The following is an 18,986-nucleotide window of genomic DNA, read 5'->3' on the forward strand; positions in this document are numbered from 1 at the left end:
TTTTTAATAAAACTTTCCCACCAAGTGTCCAAGTTTATATTTGTTAAACGTCATTACTATGTCGGTGAAATATGCTTCACTGATTAGATAGCAATTTTAATGGAGTGAAATAATGAGCAATAAACAATATATGTGTTTACTTCGCAGTGACTCGGGCGGCTGCGCACAATTATCTGCCAGTGACATGGAAGTGATGTATGCCAAATTTAATGCTTGGCAAACTAAGTTTGCCGACAACATTGTGGATATGGGCGGTAAGTTAGGCAGTGAAGGGGCGGTGGTTAATCGTGATGAAGTAAAAGATGGCCCCTTCATCGAAGTTAAAGAAATTGTTGGTGGTTATATGTTGCTTACTGCCAGTGATTTGTCAGAAGCTATTGAGGTGATTAAAGCGAGCCCTATGGTCGAAAATATGGGAACCAATATTGAACTTCGAGAAATAAGCAAACCTTGAGTTCCCACGGACAAATAGAGCATCTATTTCGCCACGAGTATGGCCAACTCGTGGCGTTATTGGTTCGTCGTTTTGGCTTTGAGCATTTTGAGCAAGTAGAAGATGCGGTGCAGTGGGCGATGGCCCAAGCGCTTGATAATTGGTTGAAACAGGCCGTGCCAGACAAACCCTCTGCTTGGCTCTATCAAGTGGCACTGCGTTACCTTTTGTCGCAGTTTCGCCAACAGCAAAGCCATGCTAATTTGCTAGCCCATACTGAGGAGCTACAAACTGAAGTACTGGTAGAGCCGCCACTTAGTGGAGAATTAAGTGACGCGTTGTTGCGAATGTTGTTTGTTGCTAGTGATGAGGCTTTAGCGGTGGAGTCGCAACTGGTTTTCACTCTAAAAAGTTTGGTGGGGTTTAGCATTAAAGAAACCGCATTGCGGCTATTTATTAGTGAGGCTAATGCTTATAAGCGCTTTAGTCGTGCTAGAAAACACCTACAACAGCAACCCTTGCAACTAGACAGCTTAAACGAGCAAGACATGCAACGGCGTTTGCCCGCAGTGTATCGGGTATTGTATTTACTATTTACCGAAGGCTATTTGTCTTCTCATGAAGACTTATCTATTCGCCAAGATTTATGTGAAGAGGCAATTCGTTTAACTGGGTTGCTAAGCCAACATGCCTTGGGCAATCGGCCCGAAAGCTACGCTTTGTTAGCGCTTATGTATCTAAATACAGCTAGGTTGCCCGCGCGACAACAAGCGGGTGAGCTACTGCTGTTGCAAGAACAAGATCGTAGTAGCTGGAATCAGGCGCAAATTGCTATGGGCTTACGTTGTTTGCAGCGTTCGGCACAAGGTGAGCAATTGTCTCGCTACCATATAGAAGCTGGCATAGCGGCAGAACACTGCTTGGCTTCTTCTTTTGAGCAGACTCGTTGGCATAAAATAGTGGAGGCCTATCTGTTGCTAGAAAAGCTGGCGCCTTCACCCTTTCATATTCTCAATCGAGCAGTAGCGCTAGCGCAATGGCAAGGGGCAAAGGTTGGCTTGGCAGAGCTGGAGAGTTCTCAAGTTCCTAGTTGGCTGAGTCGCTCCTATCATTGGTATGCAGTATTGGCAGACTTACAATTTCGCAGTGGAGAACAGAAACTGGCAGAGCAAAATGCCCAGCTAGCACTAGAGCAGGCCCCTAGCGCTACGATTAGGCGTTTATTAAGTAAGCGCTGGCGCTTAGTTGCGCCTGAAGATAGCGCTTAAGTTTGTTTGCTGGATTCGTTATGCGCCAATATCTTGGTAAAGTAGCCTTTCAAGCTGAGTAACATGATTAAACTTGGTACAACCATCACCGCGGTTAAGATGAAAAATAGTGGCCAAGATTCTAAATAATCTGCCAAGCTACCGCTGAAAGAGGCGAGCGTGGTTCGGCCTAAGTTGCCCAAACTGGCAAGCAAGGCGTATTGAGTTGCCGAGAACGCTTGGCCAGTAAGCACCGTTAAAAACGAAACAAAGGCTACTGTGGCAAAGGCACTGGTAAAGTTATCGACAATAATGGTAGCTAAAAATAGTTGTTCATCTGGGCCGGTCGCGGCAATCCAGGCAAACATTAAGTTACTGCTAGCCATAGCAATACCACCTAATATAAGCCCTTTAATAATGCCAAAGCGTACATTAAAGGCACTGCCAACAATGGTGAATAAAACCGTTGCACCCCAACCAATAAGTTTAGAGTAATGGCCAATTTGCTCGTTACTAAAGCCTACTTCGCGGTAGAAGGTAATTGACATGCGGCCTAAGAATGCTTCGCCAATTTTGAATAGAAACACAAACAGCAACAAGGTTATGGCTACGCGCACCCCGTTGCGGCGGAAAAAATCTAAAAACGGTTCGGCAACCGTTACCGTTAACCAAGCTACCAAAGGTGATTTAGTGCCAAGGTATTGAGCATGGCGCGCTTCGGCTTGTTGTTGCAATGCTTCACGGTTGCTAATAGGTTCTTTCACTAACACGGTAAAGAGCATCAATAGCGCAACAATGAAACACATGCCTAAATAGACACCATTCCAACCAATGCTGTCGGCGTTAATAAATGCCAAATACCCCGGCAGAGAATAGCCCGTCCACCAACCGATTACGGCCATGGCCGAGGCTTGCGGTAAGCGATGTGAATCGCTATTTGCAAAGGTATCGATACGGTAAGCATCAATGGCAATATCTTGGGTGGAAGAGGCAGTGGCGATGCACAAGGCCAGCAGCGAGGTAAAGACTAAGCTGTTGGCTGGGTCAAACTGGGCAATGCCAAAGGTACACAGCAACACGATACTTTGGCACAAAAATATCCAACTTCTACGCTGGCCGAGCCAAGCATGTAAAACGGGAAGTTTTACCCTATCAACTAAGGGAGCCCATAAAAAATTGATGGCATACACGGTAAATACCGAGCCAAAAAAGCCAATGGCTGAGCGTGACAAACCTGCGTCGGTAAGCCAGCCCGACATATTTGAGCCAATTAGTACCCACGGAAAGCCGCTGGCACAACCGAGCATAAATACCCAAAGCAATCGTTTATCTAAATAAGAACGTAGGGTCTGAGACCAATTTAGCGATGAGTTCATTTATAGCTCGGTTAAGTTGTGGCGAGTTTACGGTTGGCTTTCGTCAACAATGACTACATCTTCAATAATCACTTTTTCCATAGGAACATTGCGCATGCCAGGGATAGGACCTGTTTTAGTTGGCTTGCTTACAATTCTATCCACTACGTCCATGCCCGAAGTGATCTCTGCAAATACCGTGTAGCCGTATTTATTTGCGCTGCCGTCTAAATAGGCATTATCGATAACGTTGATGAAAAACTGACGAGTAGCACTGTGTGGGTCGTTAGTGCGTGCCATAGCAACGGTGCCACGCTTGTTGCTCAAGCCGTTTTTCGATTCGTTTTCAACTGGGCGATAAGTATCTACTTTTTCGTAGTTAATTGAGTAGCCGCCACCTTGCACCATAAAGTTAGAAATGGTGCGGTGAAATAACGTACCTTTAAAGCTGCCGTCTTCTACATAGCGAAGGAAATTAGCGACAGTTTTTGGCGCAGCTTCGGCATTCAGTTCCATTTCAAATTCACCTTGGTTAGTGATGAATCTTAAGGTTTGTGCACTAGCGCCAAGACTTAATGTAGCGAAAACACAAGCCACCAAGGTGTTACGGAAAATGCCCAAGTTCATAATTGATACTCCAATACTTCAATAAGTTGCGGGTCGTTAGCGATTTGTGTCAGTAGTTCAGAAAGCTGTTGGCTCATGGCTTCGCTTTGCTTGCTTACGTTGACAGAAAACGCACCTTCATTAGTGTGGGTGGAACGAAATTGTTTGCTTAAGGTTTTGTGAGGGGTGTCGATAGTTACCTTTAAACGCATAACAGAACTAGCTGTATGTTTAACGCTGCTTTCTTCTACTTTGTTGGCCAATTCTAGTATATCGATGGTAATTAGGTTTGGTGACTCAGGCACAAAACCAATGCCTTGTTGTTGCCAAGCGCTAGAGAGCTGTTGCTCGATGTTTAGACGCAAATTGTTGCCGCTTGAAATCAGCTGGGCTTGTTCTTCACCTTCTTGGTGAATGCTAATTAAAAATCGGTTACTGCGTAAATCTTGAGATTTTATTGCAGCAATGATTGAGTGTTGAGCCGAATCATTAACCTCAATGCTTGGGGTTAATGCGACTTGCTGCGGTTGGCTGCTGCAGGCGCTAAGCCCTAATACGCCGCTAATTAGCAAAGCGGGCAATAAAAACTGAGTTTTCAAGTTGTTCACCTTAATGAGTGGATTAACGCTTAGTGCTGCTCAGAATAACAAATTTGTTATTGCTCGCCAGTAACTTATAACCGCCAAAGTAAGATTTTAATAGTGGGTGATAGCCCAAGTGTCGGTTAGCTACCACTATCAGTTGGCCGCCACTACGCAAGCAGCGTTTAGCGTCACGAAACATTTGTTGGGCAATATGCGTAGAAATGGTGTTCTGTTGATGAAAAGGCGGATTACATAACACGAGATCGGCACTGTTGTCGGCTTGATGCTGCAAAGCGTTGTCGTGGTTAAACTCACAATCTGCTAATCGCTCTAGAAAGTTTAAGCTTACATTATTTTTTGCCGAGGCTAAGGCCATAGCCGATTCGTCACAAAAAGAGACTTTAGCTTTGGGATAATGTTTGAGCGCTTGCAAACCCAGTAGGCCATTGCCACAACCTAAATCAACCACCGCTTCAAAATCGCCCTGCGGAAAATTTTCTAACATAAAGCGGCTGCCAATATCTAATTTACCGAAGCAAAATACATTGGCATGGTCGTTTAGCTTGAATTGGTGCTCTGCAACTTTCCACTGTTTTGGATAAGGGCTAGTAGAGCTAATACCTTGATAGTGGCCAAACAATAGGCGGGCTTTTTTCTTCGCCAGCGAAGTGCTTACCTTACCAAGGTGTTTTTCAAATAAAGAGAAAACTGACTTAGGTAAGTTCTTTAGCATTACTCCGCAGGCAAAAAGGCTATCAGCTGACAATATCGCTTGCAGTGCAATTAGTTGGTATTCCAAATAATTTAAGCTTTTGGGCTGACGCATTAACACCATGTCACTGGCTGGAAGACTATCGGTGCTGCTAAGCAGAGTGAGCCGCCCATCCATAGTTAAGTTATTTGCTTTTAAGTTCTCAGCTAAGGCTTGTTGTGCAATAAAAGAGTCGCTTAACCAATGTATTTGGCTATCGGCAAACTCAGGGGCGGCCAACAGAGCACAGGCAAGTGCACCAAATTCATCATTCATAATGAGTATGCGTTTGGTTGCGGTGGTTTGCTCAAAGGCAAAGTTGAGCATCAGTTCATCAGCAGCATTCCATGCTTGTAAATCGTTTGTCGCCTGTTTTGGGTAGCGCGATAAGCTCAAATGGAGCGAGTTAATTTGCAATTCATGACTCATATTGGATTTGTATGCTGCAGGCCTTGATTAGTGGCAGCAGTGTATCTAAGTTGAGGGCTAAACTAAAGCAACACCCATATGGAAATAGGCTGTCGTACGTGGTGCTAGCAGAAGATACTCAAGTAGAAAACATTGTTCATCATCAGCAGTGGCTAAAAGCCGAGTCTGCTGAGGCATTTTATCGACAATCGCTTACCAAGCTGCCTTGGCAGCAACATACCATCAAAATATTTGGCAAAACTTGCTTGGAGCCACGCCTTTCCTTGTGGATAGGCGATGCGAATACCGCTTATCGTTATTCGGGCGAGTGGCGTACGCCTTTGTCTTGGCCTAGCTTTTTATTACCACTAAAGTTTGCCGTGCAGCAAAAGTGCGGGCAGCAGTTTAACAGCGTATTACTAAACTATTATCGAGATGGTCATGATTACATGGGCTGGCATAGTGACAACGAAAAGCAATTGGGTAAGCAACCGGTGATTGCTTCTTTGAGTTTAGGCCAAGCGCGTCGTTTTTTATTTCGTAATAAATCCAAAGATCAAAAACACGAGTATTTACTGGAGCATGGCGATTTATTGGTAATGAATAGATTATGCCAAGACCAATGGCAACACAGTTTGCCTAAGGCTTTGCGGATAAAACAGCCGAGGATCAATTTTACTTTTCGTTATACAATGCCAGATGACTAATCAATACAGGGAACAGTTATGCGGGTTGAAACACTAATCACCAATAAATTGCAGCAACATTTTGCTCCAACGCATTTAGAAGTGGTAAATGAAAGTAATATGCATAATGTGCCTGCTGGCTCAGAGAGCCATTTTAAAGTGACAATTGTGAGTGAGGCCTTTGAAGGTAAACGTTTATTGCAACGCCATCGAGCGGTAAATCAGTTGCTTGCCGAAGAGCTTAAAAATGAAATTCACGCTTTAGCAATGCATACTTTTACGCCTGCGCAATGGGCTGAGCAACAACAAGTACCTAGTTCACCTCAGTGCCGTGGTGGACAATAGCTAACACACTGCATCAAATAAGGATTGTTTAATGCGGGTATATATAAAGGTGGCGTTATTAACGTTGCTATTGAGTGCTTGCTTTGATCGCTCGGCGAATCAAGGCGAATCTCAACCAGTTGAGTACACATGGACCTTAGTGACCTCTTGGCCAAAGCACCTACCTGGTTTAGGCTCAACACCGGACCGCTTTGCTGAAGAAGTAGCCGCGATGAGTAATGGCCGTATGCAAATAAATGTATATGGCGCTGGTGAGCTTTATCCCGCCTTAGAGGTATTTAGCGTAGTGTCGGAAGGGAAAACTGAAATGGGCCATAGTGCAGCCTACTATTGGCAAGAGCAGCTTCCTGCGGCGGCATTTTTTAGTTCGGTGCCTTTTGGCATGCAAGCAAAAGAGCTGAATGCCTGGTTATACCTTGGAGGAGGCTTAGAGCTATGGCGTGAGTTATATGCGCCTCACAACTTAATTCCGTTTCCTGGTGGCAATACCGACGCGCAAATGGGTGGCTGGTATAACAAAAAAATATCCACTATTGCAGACTTTAAAGATCTAAAGATGCGTTTGCCCGGCCTAGGTGGGCGAGTACTTGAATTAGCAGGCGGCCAGCCAACAAATTTACCCGCTGGGCAGCTTTACACTGCTTTGCAATCTGGTGAGTTAGACGCTGTTGAGTGGGTGGGACCATACAACGATCTTGCGTTTGGCTTTCATAAAGTAGCACCTTACTACTATTACCCAGGCTGGCATGAGCCGAGTACCTCCTTAGAATTTGTGATAAACCAAGATGCTTTTGCCGCCTTGCCTGCTGATTTACAACGAATTGTTGAAAATGCCACCAAAGTCGTTAATCAAGAAACCCTTAACGAATATGTGGTCTACAATATAGAAGCGCTCAATGTGCTGGCCAACGAGCATGGCGTAGAGGTTTTGGCATACCCCGATGACGTGCTTGCTTCGCTTAAAAGTTTCAGTGTTGAAGTGATCCAAGAGTTAGCCCAGCAGGATCGGTTCTTTGAAAAGGTTCTCAGTAGTTATCAGCGGTTTCAATTTGGCGTACTTAAGTACAATCAGGTGAAGCTGGATCCAACAACCTTAGAATAAGCTAAAAATCACCACAAAATAATTAGGGTGATATGTCAGCAATTTGAGCTTTGTTTGGTGGAAGCATGACTTGTTTTACAAGTCTGTTAACAATCCGCTAACACTTAAGTCGAATAGGTTAGGTTTTTGGCCTTTTTCTTTGGAGAAATAGGATTAATTGGTGCTAGAATACACGCGATTTCTGTGTCTTGTTAGTTAATTGTCTAAGACTTGTTAGCTGAACTACCCAATTTTGAGTACAAAAGTTACACAGAAATCATCGCTCGTCTTCCGACCCAACACATGTGTAAGAGAGTATGATTACAATAAATAAAGGACTGGATCTGCCTATAAAAGGCGGTCCCAAACAGCAAATAGTAGACGCGTCTATTGTTACCAAAGTTGCTGTACTCGGAGAAGATTATGTAGGCATGCGTCCTACAATGAAGGTTCGAGTGGGTGACGTGGTAAGCCAAGGTCAGACGCTGTTCGAAGATAAGAAGAACCCCGGCGTTGTATTTACTGCACCTTGTGCTGGCGTTGTTCAAGAAATTAACCGTGGTGCCCAACGTGTATTGCAGTCTGTTGTTATTGAAAAACAAGACGGCGATAGCATCGACTTTGGTGCCCTAAGCGATGCAGAAATCGACAGCGCAGATCGCGCTACGATTGTAGACAAGTTAGTTAAGTCAGGCCAATGGGTTGGCTTAAGAACTCGTCCTTATAGCAAAGTGCCAGCAGTAGACTCAGAACCTTCTGCCATATTTGTTACTGCCATCGACACTAACCCTCTCGCTGCCGATCCCAAAGTAGTAATAGACCAAAACGAAAGTGCTTATTTAACAGGCTTACGTGTTTTGTCTCGTTTAACTGCTGGGGAAGTTTTTGTTTGTAAAGCAAATGATAGCTTACCTAAATCGGATGCAGCCCGTGTTGAAGAGCACGTATTTGCTGGCCCGCATCCAGCAGGTTTAGCTGGAACGCATATTCATACCTTAAAGCCTGCTAGTGCTCAGCGCACAGTTTGGACGCTTTCTTACCAAGAGGTAATTGCATTTGGTCACCTATTTGCTAGCGGTAAAGTTTACAACCAACGGGTTGTGTCTTTGGCTGGTCCAGTGGTTAAAGAACCTCGTTTAGTGCGTACTGAGTTAGGTGCTAATGTTGTTGAGTTGACCGATGGAGAGTTGGTTGACGGCGAGCACCGCGTTATCTCTGGTTCAGTGCTTATGGGTAATCATGCTACTGGTCCTCACGCTTATATTGGTCGTTATCACCAGCAGGTTGTTGCGCTGGAAGAAGGTTACGAGAAAGAGTTTATGGGCTGGGCTGTGCCTGGTACCAGTAAGTTCTCTTTAGCGAGAATATTTATCTCTGGCCTTAATAAGAGCAAATTGTTCCCGTTCACTACCACTACCGGTGGTAGCTCTAGAGCGATGGTGCCAATTGGTCAGTACGAGCGCATTATGCCGCTAGATATTTTACCTACGTTATTGCTTCGAGATTTGTTGGCTAATGATACCGACAGTGCTCAACAATTAGGTTGTTTAGAGCTAGATGAAGAAGATTTAGCACTGTGTACCTTTGTGTGTCCTGGCAAATACGAGTACGGTAGCGTGCTACGTGATTGTTTGACCAAGATTGAGAAGGAAGGTTAAGCATGAGCAGTATTAAAGATTATATTGAAAAGATTGAGCCGCAATTCTTACCTGGTGGTAAGCATGAAAAGTGGTTCGCTTTATACGAAGCTATCGCGACGTTTTTATACTCGCCAGGCTTAGTAACCAAGAAAAACACCCACGTACGTGATGCGATTGACTTAAAACGTATCATGATTTTTGTTTGGGTTGCCTTAATGCCGGCTATGTTCTTTGGCATGTATAACGCGGGTATCCAAGCTAACGAAGCCATTATCGCTGGCGCAGGTACTGTACCAGACGACTGGCATGGCGCATTAATTAGCATGCTAGGGGTTCCAACGGGCGCCGAAGCTGGCTGGATTGCGTCGATGATATATGGGGCAATTTTCTTTTTACCTATCTATCTAACCGCTTTTGTTGTTGGTGGCTTCTGGGAAGTATTGTTTGCTTCTGTGCGTGGCCATGAAGTTAACGAAGGTTTCTTTGTTACTTCTATCTTATTTGCACTTACGTTGCCTGCAACCATGCCGTTATGGCAAGTTGCTTTAGGTATCACCTTTGGTGTTGTAGTGGCCAAAGAAGTATTTGGCGGCACCGGCAAAAACTTCCTAAACCCTGCTTTAGCTGGCCGTGCTTTCTTGTTCTTTGCTTACCCAACAGCCATTTCTGGCGATGCGGTATGGACAGCAGTAGATGGCTACTCAGGCGCAACTGCATTAAGCGTTGTTGCAGCAGAAGGTATGCAGGGTTTAGTTGACCAAGGCATTTCTTGGAGCGACGCATTCTTTGGCTTTATTCAAGGCTCAAGTGGTGAAACATCTACGTTCTTGCTAGCTCTTGGTGGTCTATTCCTGATCTTCACCCGCATTGCATCATGGCGCATTGTTGCCGGCGTATTAGTCGGTATGGTGATTAGCAGCTTGCTCTTGAACGCGATTGGCTCTGACAGCAACATGATGTTCCAGCTACCTCCACATTGGCACTTAGTATTGGGTGGTTTTGCTCTTGGTATGTTCTTTATGGCAACCGACCCAGTATCAGCTTCATTTACTAACAAAGGTAAGTGGTGGTACGGCGGTTTAATTGGTGTGATGGTGGTGTTAATTCGCGTAGTTAACCCGGCATTCCCAGAAGGCATGATGTTGGCAATTCTATTCGCTAATTTGTTTGCTCCAATCTTTGACTACTTTGTAGTTCAAGCCAATATCAAACGGAGGCTTGCTCGCGATGGCCAGTAATGATTCCTTAGCCAAAACCATTAAGGTTGTTGTTGGCGTAAGTTTAGTGTGTTCAATTGTTGTATCTCTTGCAGCAGTTGGTCTACGAGGGATGCAGCAGCAGAATGCGGTTGAAGATAAGCAGAAAAATATCTTGGCAGTATCTGGTGTAGCCCTAGATGGTCGTAAGGTAGCTGATGTTTACTCGCAGGTGATTGAGCCACGCGTGATTGATATCGAAACCGGTGAGTTTGTTTCTCAAGATCAAATTGACCCTGCTACCTTTGAACAGCGCAAATCAGCTAAAGATCCAGCAACCAGTATTCGTTTATCTAGCGAAGAAGATATTGCCGGTATCGTACGTCGTTCTAACCTTGCTAGTGTGTATCTTGTTAAAGACGAGCAAGGCGAAATTGAACGGGTTATTTTGCCAGTACATGGTCGTGGTCTTTGGTCAACTATGTACGCGTTCTTGGCTATTCAGCCAGACGGCAATACCGTTGATGCGATTGTTTACTATGACCAAGGGGAAACTCCTGGTTTAGGTGGTGAAGTAGCTAATCCATTGTGGCAAGACAAGTTCATCGGCAAAAAGCTGTTTGATGAAAACGGCGATACTGCGATCTCTGTGATTAAAGGTAGTGCTCCAGCTGACTCACTTTACGAAGTGGACGGATTATCTGGTGCAACGCTAACCAGTAACGGTGTCGATGCCACCTTCAAATTTTGGTTAAGTGATAAAGGCTTTGGTAAGTTCCTTGCCAAGTTGCAACAGGGAGGCCTAAACAATGGCTGATGCTAAGGAAACCAAAAAGGTTCTATTTGGGCCTGTTTTTGCAAATAACCCTATCGCGCTGCAAGTGCTTGGTGTTTGTTCTGCATTAGCGGTAACCAGTAAGTTAGAAACTGCGTTTGTAATGACCCTAGCCGTAATTGTTGTTACTGCATTCTCTAACTTGTTCATCTCTATGATTCGTAATCACATTCCTAGCAGTGTGCGAATCATTGTTCAAATGGCGATTATTGCTTCATTAGTAATTGTGGTAGACCAAGTGCTTAAAGCGGTGGTGTATGACATTTCTAAACAGCTCTCGGTATTTGTTGGTTTGATTATTACCAACTGTATCGTAATGGGCCGTGCAGAAGCCTTCGCAATGAAGGAGCCACCGTTTAAATCATTCCTTGATGGTATCGGTAATGGCTTAGGCTATGGTGCTATTTTGATGTCGGTAGGTGCGGTTCGTGAACTATTTGGTTCGGGCTCGCTATTTGGTATTGAAATTATGCCATTGATCAACAATGGCGGTTGGTACCAACCAAACGGCTTATTGTTATTGCCTGCTTCGGCATTCTTCATTATTGGTTTGTTGATTTGGGCCTTGCGTACTGCATACCCAGAGCAAGTAGAGCCGAAGGAGTAATCGAGTGGAACATTATATTAGTTTGTTAGTTCGCTCTATTTTCATTGAAAATATGGCTTTAGCTTTCTTGCTAGGTATGTGTACCTTCCTAGCGGTTTCTAAGAAAGTTAAAACTGCATTTGGCTTAGGTGTAGCGGTTATTGTGGTATTGGGTATCTCAGTACCAGTAAACCAACTTATCTACTTCAACTTATTGGCCCCTGGCGCGCTTAGCTGGGCTGGCTTGCCAAATGCTGATTTAAGCTTTTTGGGCTTCATTACCTTTATTGGTGTTATTGCTGCCTTAGTACAAATACTAGAAATGGTATTAGATAAGTACTTCCCGGCCTTGTACCAAGCTCTAGGTATCTTCTTACCGTTGATTACCGTTAACTGTGCCATCTTCGGTGGTGTATCGTTCATGGTGCAACGTGAGTACAACCTAGGCGAATCTTTGGTATACGGAATAGGTAGTGGTATCGGTTGGATGTTAGCCATTGTGGCGCTAGCCGGTATTCGTGAAAAGATGAAGTATTCAGACGTGCCAGATGGTTTACGTGGTTTAGGTATTACCTTTATCACCGTAGGTTTAATGGCAATGGCGTTTATGTCGTTCTCAGGCGTTCAGCTTTAAGACGGCCAATAACTACAAGGAAAATTAGTCGATGGAAATTATTCTCGGCGTAACCATGTTTACCTTGCTCGTCTTGGCTTTAGTAACAATCATTTTGTTTGCTAAGTCTAAGCTGGTAAGTTCTGGTGACATTCAAATTTTAATTAATGATGACCCTGCCAAGGCGATTACTACTCAAGCGGGTAGCAAGTTGCTGGGTGTATTAGGTAATTCAGGTATCTTCGTATCTTCTGCTTGTGGTGGCGGTGGCTCATGTGGTCAATGTCATGTTCACATTCATGAAGGTGGCGGTGATATTCTTCCTACTGAATTAGATCATATTAGCAAGCGTGATGCTGCTACTGGTTTACGTTTAGCCTGTCAGGTTAATGTTAAGCAAGACATGAAAATTTCGTTACCAGAAGAAATTTTTGGTGTGAAAAAATGGGATTGTGAAGTTATCTCTAACGATAACAAAGCAACCTTCATTAAAGAGCTTAAACTGCAAATTCCTGATGGTGAATCAGTGCCATTCCGTGCGGGTGGTTACATTCAAATTGAAGCACCAGCTCACCACGTTAAGTACTCTGACTTTGATGTAGAAGAACAATACCGTGGCGACTGGGAACACTTTGGTTTCTTCAACTTAGAGTCAAAAGTTGATGAAGAAACCATTCGTGCATACTCAATGGCGAACTACCCTGAGGAAGAAGGCATCATCATGTTGAACGTGCGTATTGCTACGCCGCCGCCAAACAATATGAGCCTACCTTGCGGTAAGATGTCTTCGTACATCTTTAACCTAAAAGCAGGTGATAAAGTTACTATCTCTGGTCCATTTGGTGAGTTCTTCGCGAAAGAAACCGATGCTGAAATGGTATTTATTGGTGGTGGTGCAGGTATGGCACCTATGCGTTCGCACATTTTCGACCAGCTTAAGCGATTGAGCTCGAAGCGTAAAATTAGCTTCTGGTATGGTGCACGTTCACGTCGTGAGATCTTCTATGAAGAAGACTTCGACATGTTGGCCCGTGAAAACGAAAACTTTGAATGGCATGTTGCTCTATCTGATCCGCAACCTGGTGACGATTGGGAAGGTAAAACAGGCTTTATTCATAACGTATTGTTTGAAAACTACTTACGTGACCACGATGCTCCAGAAGATTGTGAGTACTACATGTGTGGTCCACCGGTAATGAATGCTGCTGTTATTAACATGCTTAAAGATTTAGGCGTGGAAGACGAAAACATTCTACTTGATGACTTTGGTGGCTAAACCGTGAGTTTAGTGAAGCATTATTGGCTAGCCCTGCTTGGGCTAGCCTTTTTTATTAGTGGCTGTAGTGAGCAAAATAATTTGTATACCTTACAAATTGAAGGGCGCACTATGGGAACCTATTACCAAATAAAGTTAGTTGCGCCTAAGGCCAAACTGCCAGGTGGCGACAAGCTGCAAGCTAAAATTGACCAAGTGTTACAACAAGTCAATCAAGAGATGTCTACCTACATAGCCGATTCGGAATTGTCACGTTTTAACCAGCACTCTAGTAATCAGGCGATTAGCATTTCAGATAATCTAGCTTTGGTGATTGAAGCCTCTTTACAGCTCTCAGAAGACTCTAATGGTGCTTTTGACGTAACCGTAGGTCCATTGGTTAACTTGTGGGGGTTTGGCCCAGAGGGGCGTCCTGAGAAGCGACCTAATGACCAGCTACTTGACGAGACTCGTGCTAAAATTGGCTACCATCACTTGAGTTTGAATGCTGGTAAGTTGTCAAAGGATCTACCTGAGCTTTATGTAGATTTATCAGCAATTGCAAAAGGCCACGGAGTAGACCGTGTTGCCGATTTGCTGGAAGCTGAAGGTTACCTGAACTACATGGTCGATATTGGTGGTGAGTTACGCCTAAAAGGTCACAATGACAAAGCCCTTGGCTGGCGCATTGCTGTAGAGAAACCCTTGGCTGAACAGCGGGCGGTTCAAAAAGTGATTGCACCGGGTGATAATGGTTTAGCGACATCGGGTGATTATCGAAATTATTTTGAGCAAGATGGGGTCAGATATTCACACACCATCAATCCAAATACCGGTAAACCGATTGCCAACCATATTGTGTCGGTAACCGTTATCGATGAAACCAGCATGATGGCCGACGCTTACGCCACCGCATTTACGGTAATGGGTGTGGAGCAAGCGATGGAATTTGCTGAAGCTAAGCAGCTAGCGGTGTATATTATCGAGAAGCAAGAGAACGAATTTGTTGAGCATATCAGTGCCAAATTTGTGCCTTTTGTAGTCCAATAACAGAATAAGGAGTCGTAATGGCTTATTTTTTGGTGACATTCATTTTCTTCATGGTGGTTATTGCCGCTATGGCTGTGGGCTACATTTTCCAAAAGAAAACCATTAGTGGAAGCTGTGGCGGAATTGCTTCTTTAGGCATCGAAAAAGTGTGTGACTGCCCCGAGCCTTGCGATAAGCGCAAAGCCAAAATGGCCTTGGTTGAGCAGAAGAAAAAAGCCCGCCAAGCCATGTTAGATGAGCATCGCATTATCTAAGGCTAACGGCTTTATCATTTAAAAAAAACAGCGCCTTTGCGCTGTTTTTTTGTTTTATACCAATCACACTAAGTAAGTGATCAGAAATAACGCAGGAAAAATACTCGAGAAAAAGGCAGGATTTTGCGATAAGTAGTTATTCTACAATCAAAAATCCTAACGCAGTTATCGAGAATTTTAACCAGATAGAATGAACAGTTACTTAGTACGATTGGTATTAGTGCTAGTCCCCTTTGGCTATTCCTTCACGCCTAGGATCGGCCGCACCTACTAACCTATCGTGGTAGATCCTTATGCCTTGTAAACCCGAAGTCATATCTTTGATTTTGGTTTTGTAGCCTAAGGCTTCTAAAGCCAATTGCTGATCTGCACCGGCTGTATTGGCTTCCAGCTCAAAGGTGCCAAAACGATTGTTTAAATGAGGCTGTTCAACCGCTTGCTGTAGGCTCATTCCCCAGCTCAAGTGGTTAACTAAACTCTGCGCTACATAACCGATAATGCTACTGCCACCCGGTGAGCCAATGGCAATAATTGGCTGTTTGTTTTCCATAACAATGGTTGGCGCCATAGAAGAGCGAGGGCGTTTATTGGCTGCGACTCCATTCGCCACTTTCTTACCGTTTTTCTCAGCGACAAATGAGAAGTCAGTCAGCTGATTGTTAAGTAAGAATCCTTTTACAAATACTCTCGAACCAAAGGCATTCTCAATGCTACTGGTCATCGACAATACGTTGCCTTGGGCATCCACAATACTGATGTGAGTGGTAGAAGGAAGCTCTAGGCTTTGGTCCATGCTGCGATAGGCGTTTAAAGGCAACTCGCCAGGGCTAACCGAGGTTAAGGCTTTATCACCACTTAACAGCTTAGCGCGTTTGGCGAGGTACTCGGGGCTTAGTAAGTTGCTAAGTGGCACGTTGACAAAATCACTGTCGGCAAGGTAGGCGCCTCGGTCTGCAAAGGCTAGGCGAGAAGCATCGCCGAGAATACGCCAGCTTTGTGGATTATTAGGCCCCCAGTCTGCCAAGGGGTAATGTGCAGCGATGCCGAGGATCTGTCCAACGGTGCTAGCGCCTGAACTCGGTGGCCCCATGCCACATATTGAGTATTGAAAGTAAGCAGAGCAAAGGGCAGGGCGCTGTTTTACTTGGTAATTGGCTAGATCTTTTTCACTAAGCAAACCCGGGTTGTCATTGAATTGACCAACAGCCGTAACAATTGCTTTGGCGGTATCACCTTGATAAAAACCTGAAGCGCCTTGCTCTGCGACCAACTGTAAGGTGTTAGCGTAATCAGGGTTTTGTAGTAAGTGCCCTTCGCGTAAAGGCTCGGTTGAGTCATCAAAGAAGTAGTCGCGGCTAGTTGGGTAGCGACCGAGGCGTTCAGCGTCGCCAGCAATTAACTTAGCCAATCGCGGGCTCACTCTAAAACCTTCTTTAGCTAAGCCAATTGCCGGTTTAAACAAATCTTGCCAATTGGCGCTACCGTAGCGCTGATGCATTTCTTCAAACAGCGCGATAACTCCAGGTGTGCCTACTGAACGCCCACCCACCACCGCATCATAAAACTTTAGTGGTTTACCTTGTTGGTCCAAAAACAAGCCAGCATCAACTTGTGAAGGGGCGGTTTCTCGGGCGTCAAAGGTGGTGAGTTGTTGCTTGGCTGCATCGTAATACACTACAAAAGCGCCGCCACCAATACCTGAGGATTGCGGCTCAACCAAACCTAGTACGCTTTGCACGGCAATCATTGCATCTACGGCGTTGCCACCTGCTTTTAGCACCTCATAACCGGCTTCAACCGCTAAGGGGTTAGCAGCCGACACCATGAATTTTTTGGCAGTGACCTCGGTCTTAGCCTGCACTCCGCTGGCTAACTCTGGGGCATAAGCATCGGCGCTTTGGCTATTTGAATAGCAAAAGCCGCTAATTATTAGGGTTGATGCAATGAGGCTGCGAGTAAACATGCTAAATCCTTTTTTAATGCGTATTTAGCCAGTGTAGCAGTCCATATATTAATCGCCATCGCTTGTTTATATGACTGAATTTATGCAGGTTTTTCTATTTGTATGAGAATTGAGCACAGCGGTGACGTAGATAAGAGACAGCTTGAAGCCGCATAACTCGTCGGTTTTGGCTTTTATTACTATTTAGGTGTCGCTTGTAGGCGACGCTGGCATTTTAATTGCGTCCCTGGATTTTGGTTAAGTTGTTGATTTTAATTGTTTTTTAAAAGTTGGTTCGGCCTTTGCTATATGTAGTTCGTCAACCGCTAAACCTAGTTAGCGGCCATTTAGTGAAGTAGATGTTAAACAAGGAGTTTCTTATGAACTTGAAGTATAGCTTTCCAGTGTTAGCGCTATTTGTAGCCAGCCTAGCCTCGGCAAATAGTGAAGTGTTCAAAGACCTAGATACCAACCAAGATTTGGTGGTAAGCATGGAAGAAGCTGCCGAACTACCGATCCTTACTGAAGTATGGAGTGAGCTTGATACAGACCAGGATGGTGTATTAAGCCAAGCAGAATTCATAAACCTTGAAATTTCCGTTCAACCTGAAGACCCTGAAAACAGCGAAGTAGCTGAATAGTTAGTTCCTTTATGTTTTCGTGAACCGATCCAATTTTAGGACGCTGTCGGGGGCCAATTTTTCTGCGATTTGGTCTAGTTTGTAGCAGTTTTAATCCTCGATAATTTTCCAGCGCTTAAGTCTGTGCTAGCTTAAGCGCCTTTTTTTTCTTTATAGCGAGCTACGTTGCGGTACCGCTACGTTAGCAAATAAAATTCCCGCCACAATCGACATGAAAATCAAAAATGTTTGCGAACCAATATTGGGGATGCTCACCATTGACTCACCTAGTACCAATGAATTTAAGCTGATATAAGCCTTACTACCCGGTACCAATAATACTATGCCTTGCAGCAATACCACCGATGCCGGAGACTTGGTTAACTTGGCAAATAGGTTTGCATAAACACCCACAATAAATGCCCCAACAAAAGGACCTAATGCTTCGCCTAGGTAGGCGCTGCCAGCAAAGGCAGCAGCATAGGCAATCACTCCCGAAAGAATGCCCCAAGGTAAATCTTTAGCGCGTACTTTAAATACCACGCTAAGGCCTAAGGATAACAACACCACACCTAGCCACTTAATCCACCAGGTGCTAACAAAGCTAGATTGAAGATCAACCTGCCCCCAAATTAGAGCACCAAAGGCCATGCCTAACACCGCGCCAAAATAGAGTTTAAACAACACCATAATGCCGTCCATTACCCTTGCTGTACCCGATATTAGTTCGCGCGCGGCTAACTCGCTTAAACCAAGAGTAAGCGATAAACCAGGAATGAAAATAATGATTGCCGAAAGCACCACTATGGGGATGTTTACATCAGGCACAAACTGAGAAATAGCAACGGCGACAAAGGAGCAGAGCAGCGCAGCCACTGGCTCTAAGGCTTCATGTACCCCTTTAGAGTGCTCGGCGCGATAAGCCAAATAAAATGAAATACAACTAAGCAAGCTCGACCAAATAATGGTGCTCCAATTGGCCGACATTAACATGGCAAATGCGCCGCCAGTAATGGCAAAGGCCAAGCAAATTACCCAAGGAGAGTGTAAGGCTGGCTGATTGGCCATTTGGTTTAGCCGCTCTATGGCCTCGGCCAAACTGATCTCTTCTTCGGTTACTTTCTTAACCAGCTGATTGGTACGGGCCAATAAACCTAAATCGATTTCACCGGGCTTTACTCGCATCACATAGTTATATTCTTGAGTATCGTCTGGTGCCCAAAGTACAAAAGTGAGTGAGGTAGGAGTAACTAAAAAATAGCCATTTAGGCCTAAGGTCTCAGCGACATTACTTAGGTGTGACTCTAAGCGAAACGCCGGCGTACCATATTTATGTAAGGCCTTGCCTAGTCTGATAATGAAATTACGTTTTACTTCAAAGCTTGATTGTTTCAATGCGGGGGCTAATTCTAAAAAGCGGATGCTTAATTGTATCTCACAGATTGGCATTTGGTGTAGTTGTCTTGAGATAAAAAACTCCTGCCTGCGTTTTAAACAGA

The 18,986-nt window shown here is 44.5% G+C and carries 20 protein-coding genes; 14 read left to right on the top strand and 6 right to left on the bottom strand.

Annotated features, from left to right (window positions below):
* The first annotated feature begins 112 nt into the window (after positions 1 to 112).
* On the top strand, positions 113 to 454 hold the full coding sequence (locus tag ACYFDN_RS07915; protein WP_483510674.1) for a YciI family protein: 342 nt from the start codon (positions 113 to 115) through the stop codon (positions 452 to 454).
* Positions 451 to 1,701, top strand: coding sequence for an RNA polymerase sigma factor (locus ACYFDN_RS07920; RefSeq protein WP_483510675.1), 1,251 nt, complete (start codon positions 451 to 453; stop codon positions 1,699 to 1,701). Before ACYFDN_RS07915 ends, ACYFDN_RS07920 begins: the two co-directional genes overlap by 4 nt.
* Here ACYFDN_RS07920 and ACYFDN_RS07925 read toward each other — a convergent pair.
* The 4 genes from ACYFDN_RS07925 to ACYFDN_RS07940 are packed head-to-tail and all read right to left on the bottom strand — an operon-like array spanning position 1,698 to position 5,405.
* Positions 1,698 to 3,056 carry an AmpG family muropeptide MFS transporter gene (locus tag ACYFDN_RS07925; RefSeq protein ID WP_016400325.1) on the bottom strand — a complete coding sequence of 453 codons (1,359 nt, stop codon included), beginning with the start codon at positions 3,054 to 3,056 and terminating at the stop codon, positions 1,698 to 1,700. The two genes, ACYFDN_RS07920 and ACYFDN_RS07925, sit on opposite strands and share 4 nt — an antisense overlap.
* A 27-nt stretch (positions 3,057 to 3,083) precedes the next feature.
* Positions 3,084 to 3,662: a peptidylprolyl isomerase gene (locus ACYFDN_RS07930; protein ID WP_483510676.1), complete on the bottom strand. Its 579-nt coding sequence runs from the start codon at positions 3,660 to 3,662 to the stop codon at positions 3,084 to 3,086.
* Complete coding sequence (locus ACYFDN_RS07935) at positions 3,659 to 4,240, bottom strand: YajG family lipoprotein (protein ID WP_483510677.1); 582 nt, start codon at positions 4,238 to 4,240, stop codon at positions 3,659 to 3,661. Before ACYFDN_RS07935 ends, ACYFDN_RS07930 begins: the two co-directional genes overlap by 4 nt.
* A gap of 22 nt (positions 4,241 to 4,262) precedes the next feature.
* Positions 4,263 to 5,405 (bottom strand): methyltransferase, encoded by a 1,143-nt coding sequence (locus tag ACYFDN_RS07940; protein ID WP_483510678.1) that lies wholly within the window; start codon positions 5,403 to 5,405, stop codon positions 4,263 to 4,265.
* Positions 5,406 to 5,416: 11 nt separating this feature from the next.
* Between ACYFDN_RS07940 and ACYFDN_RS07945 the strand changes: the two genes are divergently transcribed.
* The 11 genes from ACYFDN_RS07945 (at position 5,417) to nqrM (ending at position 14,925) form a co-directional block, all read left to right on the top strand.
* Positions 5,417 to 6,091: an alpha-ketoglutarate-dependent dioxygenase AlkB family protein gene (locus ACYFDN_RS07945; protein ID WP_483510679.1), complete on the top strand. Its 675-nt coding sequence runs from the start codon at positions 5,417 to 5,419 to the stop codon at positions 6,089 to 6,091.
* 18 nt (positions 6,092 to 6,109) lie between these two features.
* Positions 6,110 to 6,415, top strand: coding sequence for a BolA family protein (locus ACYFDN_RS07950; protein ID WP_016400320.1), 306 nt, complete (start codon positions 6,110 to 6,112; stop codon positions 6,413 to 6,415).
* 31 nt (positions 6,416 to 6,446) lie between these two features.
* Entirely contained in the window at positions 6,447 to 7,517 is a 1,071-nt protein-coding gene (locus ACYFDN_RS07955; protein WP_483510680.1) for a TRAP transporter substrate-binding protein, read from the top strand.
* Positions 7,518 to 7,813: 296 nt separating this feature from the next.
* A complete protein-coding gene (locus ACYFDN_RS07960) occupies positions 7,814 to 9,154 on the top strand; it encodes a Na(+)-translocating NADH-quinone reductase subunit A (protein ID WP_152780028.1) in 1,341 nt (446 codons plus the stop codon).
* A 2-nt stretch (positions 9,155 to 9,156) separates the two neighbouring features.
* Positions 9,157 to 10,374, top strand: coding sequence for an NADH:ubiquinone reductase (Na(+)-transporting) subunit B (locus ACYFDN_RS07965; RefSeq protein ID WP_483510681.1), 1,218 nt, complete (start codon positions 9,157 to 9,159; stop codon positions 10,372 to 10,374).
* Positions 10,364 to 11,149, top strand: a complete 786-nt coding sequence (locus ACYFDN_RS07970) for a Na(+)-translocating NADH-quinone reductase subunit C (RefSeq protein WP_016400316.1) — start codon at positions 10,364 to 10,366, stop codon at positions 11,147 to 11,149. The genes ACYFDN_RS07965 and ACYFDN_RS07970 overlap by 11 nt, the downstream gene beginning before the upstream one ends.
* Positions 11,142 to 11,774, top strand: coding sequence for an NADH:ubiquinone reductase (Na(+)-transporting) subunit D (locus ACYFDN_RS07975; protein WP_016400315.1), 633 nt, complete (start codon positions 11,142 to 11,144; stop codon positions 11,772 to 11,774). The genes ACYFDN_RS07970 and ACYFDN_RS07975 overlap by 8 nt, the downstream gene beginning before the upstream one ends.
* Before the next feature lie 4 nt (positions 11,775 to 11,778).
* Positions 11,779 to 12,387, top strand: a complete 609-nt coding sequence (gene nqrE / locus ACYFDN_RS07980; RefSeq protein WP_016400314.1) for an NADH:ubiquinone reductase (Na(+)-transporting) subunit E — start codon at positions 11,779 to 11,781, stop codon at positions 12,385 to 12,387.
* 31 nt (positions 12,388 to 12,418) lie between these two features.
* On the top strand, positions 12,419 to 13,642 hold the full coding sequence (gene nqrF / locus ACYFDN_RS07985; RefSeq protein ID WP_016400313.1) for an NADH:ubiquinone reductase (Na(+)-transporting) subunit F: 1,224 nt from the start codon (positions 12,419 to 12,421) through the stop codon (positions 13,640 to 13,642).
* A gap of 3 nt (positions 13,643 to 13,645) precedes the next feature.
* On the top strand, positions 13,646 to 14,671 hold the full coding sequence (locus ACYFDN_RS07990; RefSeq protein ID WP_483510682.1) for an FAD:protein FMN transferase: 1,026 nt from the start codon (positions 13,646 to 13,648) through the stop codon (positions 14,669 to 14,671).
* 17 nt (positions 14,672 to 14,688) lie between these two features.
* Positions 14,689 to 14,925: a (Na+)-NQR maturation NqrM gene (gene nqrM / locus ACYFDN_RS07995; RefSeq protein WP_016400311.1), complete on the top strand. Its 237-nt coding sequence runs from the start codon at positions 14,689 to 14,691 to the stop codon at positions 14,923 to 14,925.
* A gap of 223 nt (positions 14,926 to 15,148) precedes the next feature.
* On the opposite strand, the gene ggt is transcribed toward nqrM, so the two are convergent.
* Positions 15,149 to 16,888 (bottom strand): gamma-glutamyltransferase, encoded by a 1,740-nt coding sequence (ggt, locus tag ACYFDN_RS08000; RefSeq protein WP_483510683.1) that lies wholly within the window; start codon positions 16,886 to 16,888, stop codon positions 15,149 to 15,151.
* 359 nt (positions 16,889 to 17,247) lie between these two features.
* Here ggt and ACYFDN_RS08005 point away from each other — a divergent pair, with 359 nt between their 5' ends.
* A complete protein-coding gene (locus ACYFDN_RS08005) occupies positions 17,248 to 17,508 on the top strand; it encodes an EF-hand domain-containing protein (protein ID WP_016400309.1) in 261 nt (86 codons plus the stop codon).
* Between the two features lie 150 nt (positions 17,509 to 17,658).
* Here ACYFDN_RS08005 and ACYFDN_RS08010 read toward each other — a convergent pair whose 3' ends face one another.
* A complete protein-coding gene (locus ACYFDN_RS08010) occupies positions 17,659 to 18,882 on the bottom strand; it encodes a threonine/serine exporter family protein (protein WP_040306848.1) in 1,224 nt (407 codons plus the stop codon).
* Positions 18,883 to 18,986: the final 104 nt, after the last annotated feature.

The sequence above is a fragment of the Agarivorans sp. D1326 genome (genome assembly GCF_056958115.1).

Excerpts from the sequence above, each read along its gene's own strand:
- ACYFDN_RS07930 (WP_483510676.1), bottom strand. The coding sequence starts at position 3,662 with ATGAACTTGGGCATTTTCCGTAACACCTTGGTGGCTTGTGTTTTCGCT.
- nqrF (WP_016400313.1), top strand. The coding sequence starts at position 12,419 with ATGGAAATTATTCTCGGCGTAACCATGTTTACCTTGCTCGTCTTGGCT.
- ACYFDN_RS07975 (WP_016400315.1), top strand. The coding sequence starts at position 11,142 with ATGGCTGATGCTAAGGAAACCAAAAAGGTTCTATTTGGGCCTGTTTTT.
- ACYFDN_RS07960 (WP_152780028.1), top strand. The coding sequence starts at position 7,814 with ATGATTACAATAAATAAAGGACTGGATCTGCCTATAAAAGGCGGTCCC.
- ACYFDN_RS07950 (WP_016400320.1), top strand. The coding sequence starts at position 6,110 with ATGCGGGTTGAAACACTAATCACCAATAAATTGCAGCAACATTTTGCT.
- nqrM (WP_016400311.1), top strand. The coding sequence starts at position 14,689 with ATGGCTTATTTTTTGGTGACATTCATTTTCTTCATGGTGGTTATTGCC.
- ggt (WP_483510683.1), bottom strand. The coding sequence starts at position 16,888 with ATGTTTACTCGCAGCCTCATTGCATCAACCCTAATAATTAGCGGCTTT.
- ACYFDN_RS08005 (WP_016400309.1), top strand. The coding sequence starts at position 17,248 with ATGAACTTGAAGTATAGCTTTCCAGTGTTAGCGCTATTTGTAGCCAGC.
- ACYFDN_RS07915 (WP_483510674.1), top strand. The coding sequence starts at position 113 with ATGAGCAATAAACAATATATGTGTTTACTTCGCAGTGACTCGGGCGGC.
- ACYFDN_RS07925 (WP_016400325.1), bottom strand. The coding sequence starts at position 3,056 with ATGAACTCATCGCTAAATTGGTCTCAGACCCTACGTTCTTATTTAGAT.
- ACYFDN_RS07940 (WP_483510678.1), bottom strand. The coding sequence starts at position 5,405 with ATGAGTCATGAATTGCAAATTAACTCGCTCCATTTGAGCTTATCGCGC.
- ACYFDN_RS07955 (WP_483510680.1), top strand. The coding sequence starts at position 6,447 with ATGCGGGTATATATAAAGGTGGCGTTATTAACGTTGCTATTGAGTGCT.
- ACYFDN_RS07965 (WP_483510681.1), top strand. The coding sequence starts at position 9,157 with ATGAGCAGTATTAAAGATTATATTGAAAAGATTGAGCCGCAATTCTTA.
- ACYFDN_RS07945 (WP_483510679.1), top strand. The coding sequence starts at position 5,417 with ATGCTGCAGGCCTTGATTAGTGGCAGCAGTGTATCTAAGTTGAGGGCT.
- ACYFDN_RS07970 (WP_016400316.1), top strand. The coding sequence starts at position 10,364 with ATGGCCAGTAATGATTCCTTAGCCAAAACCATTAAGGTTGTTGTTGGC.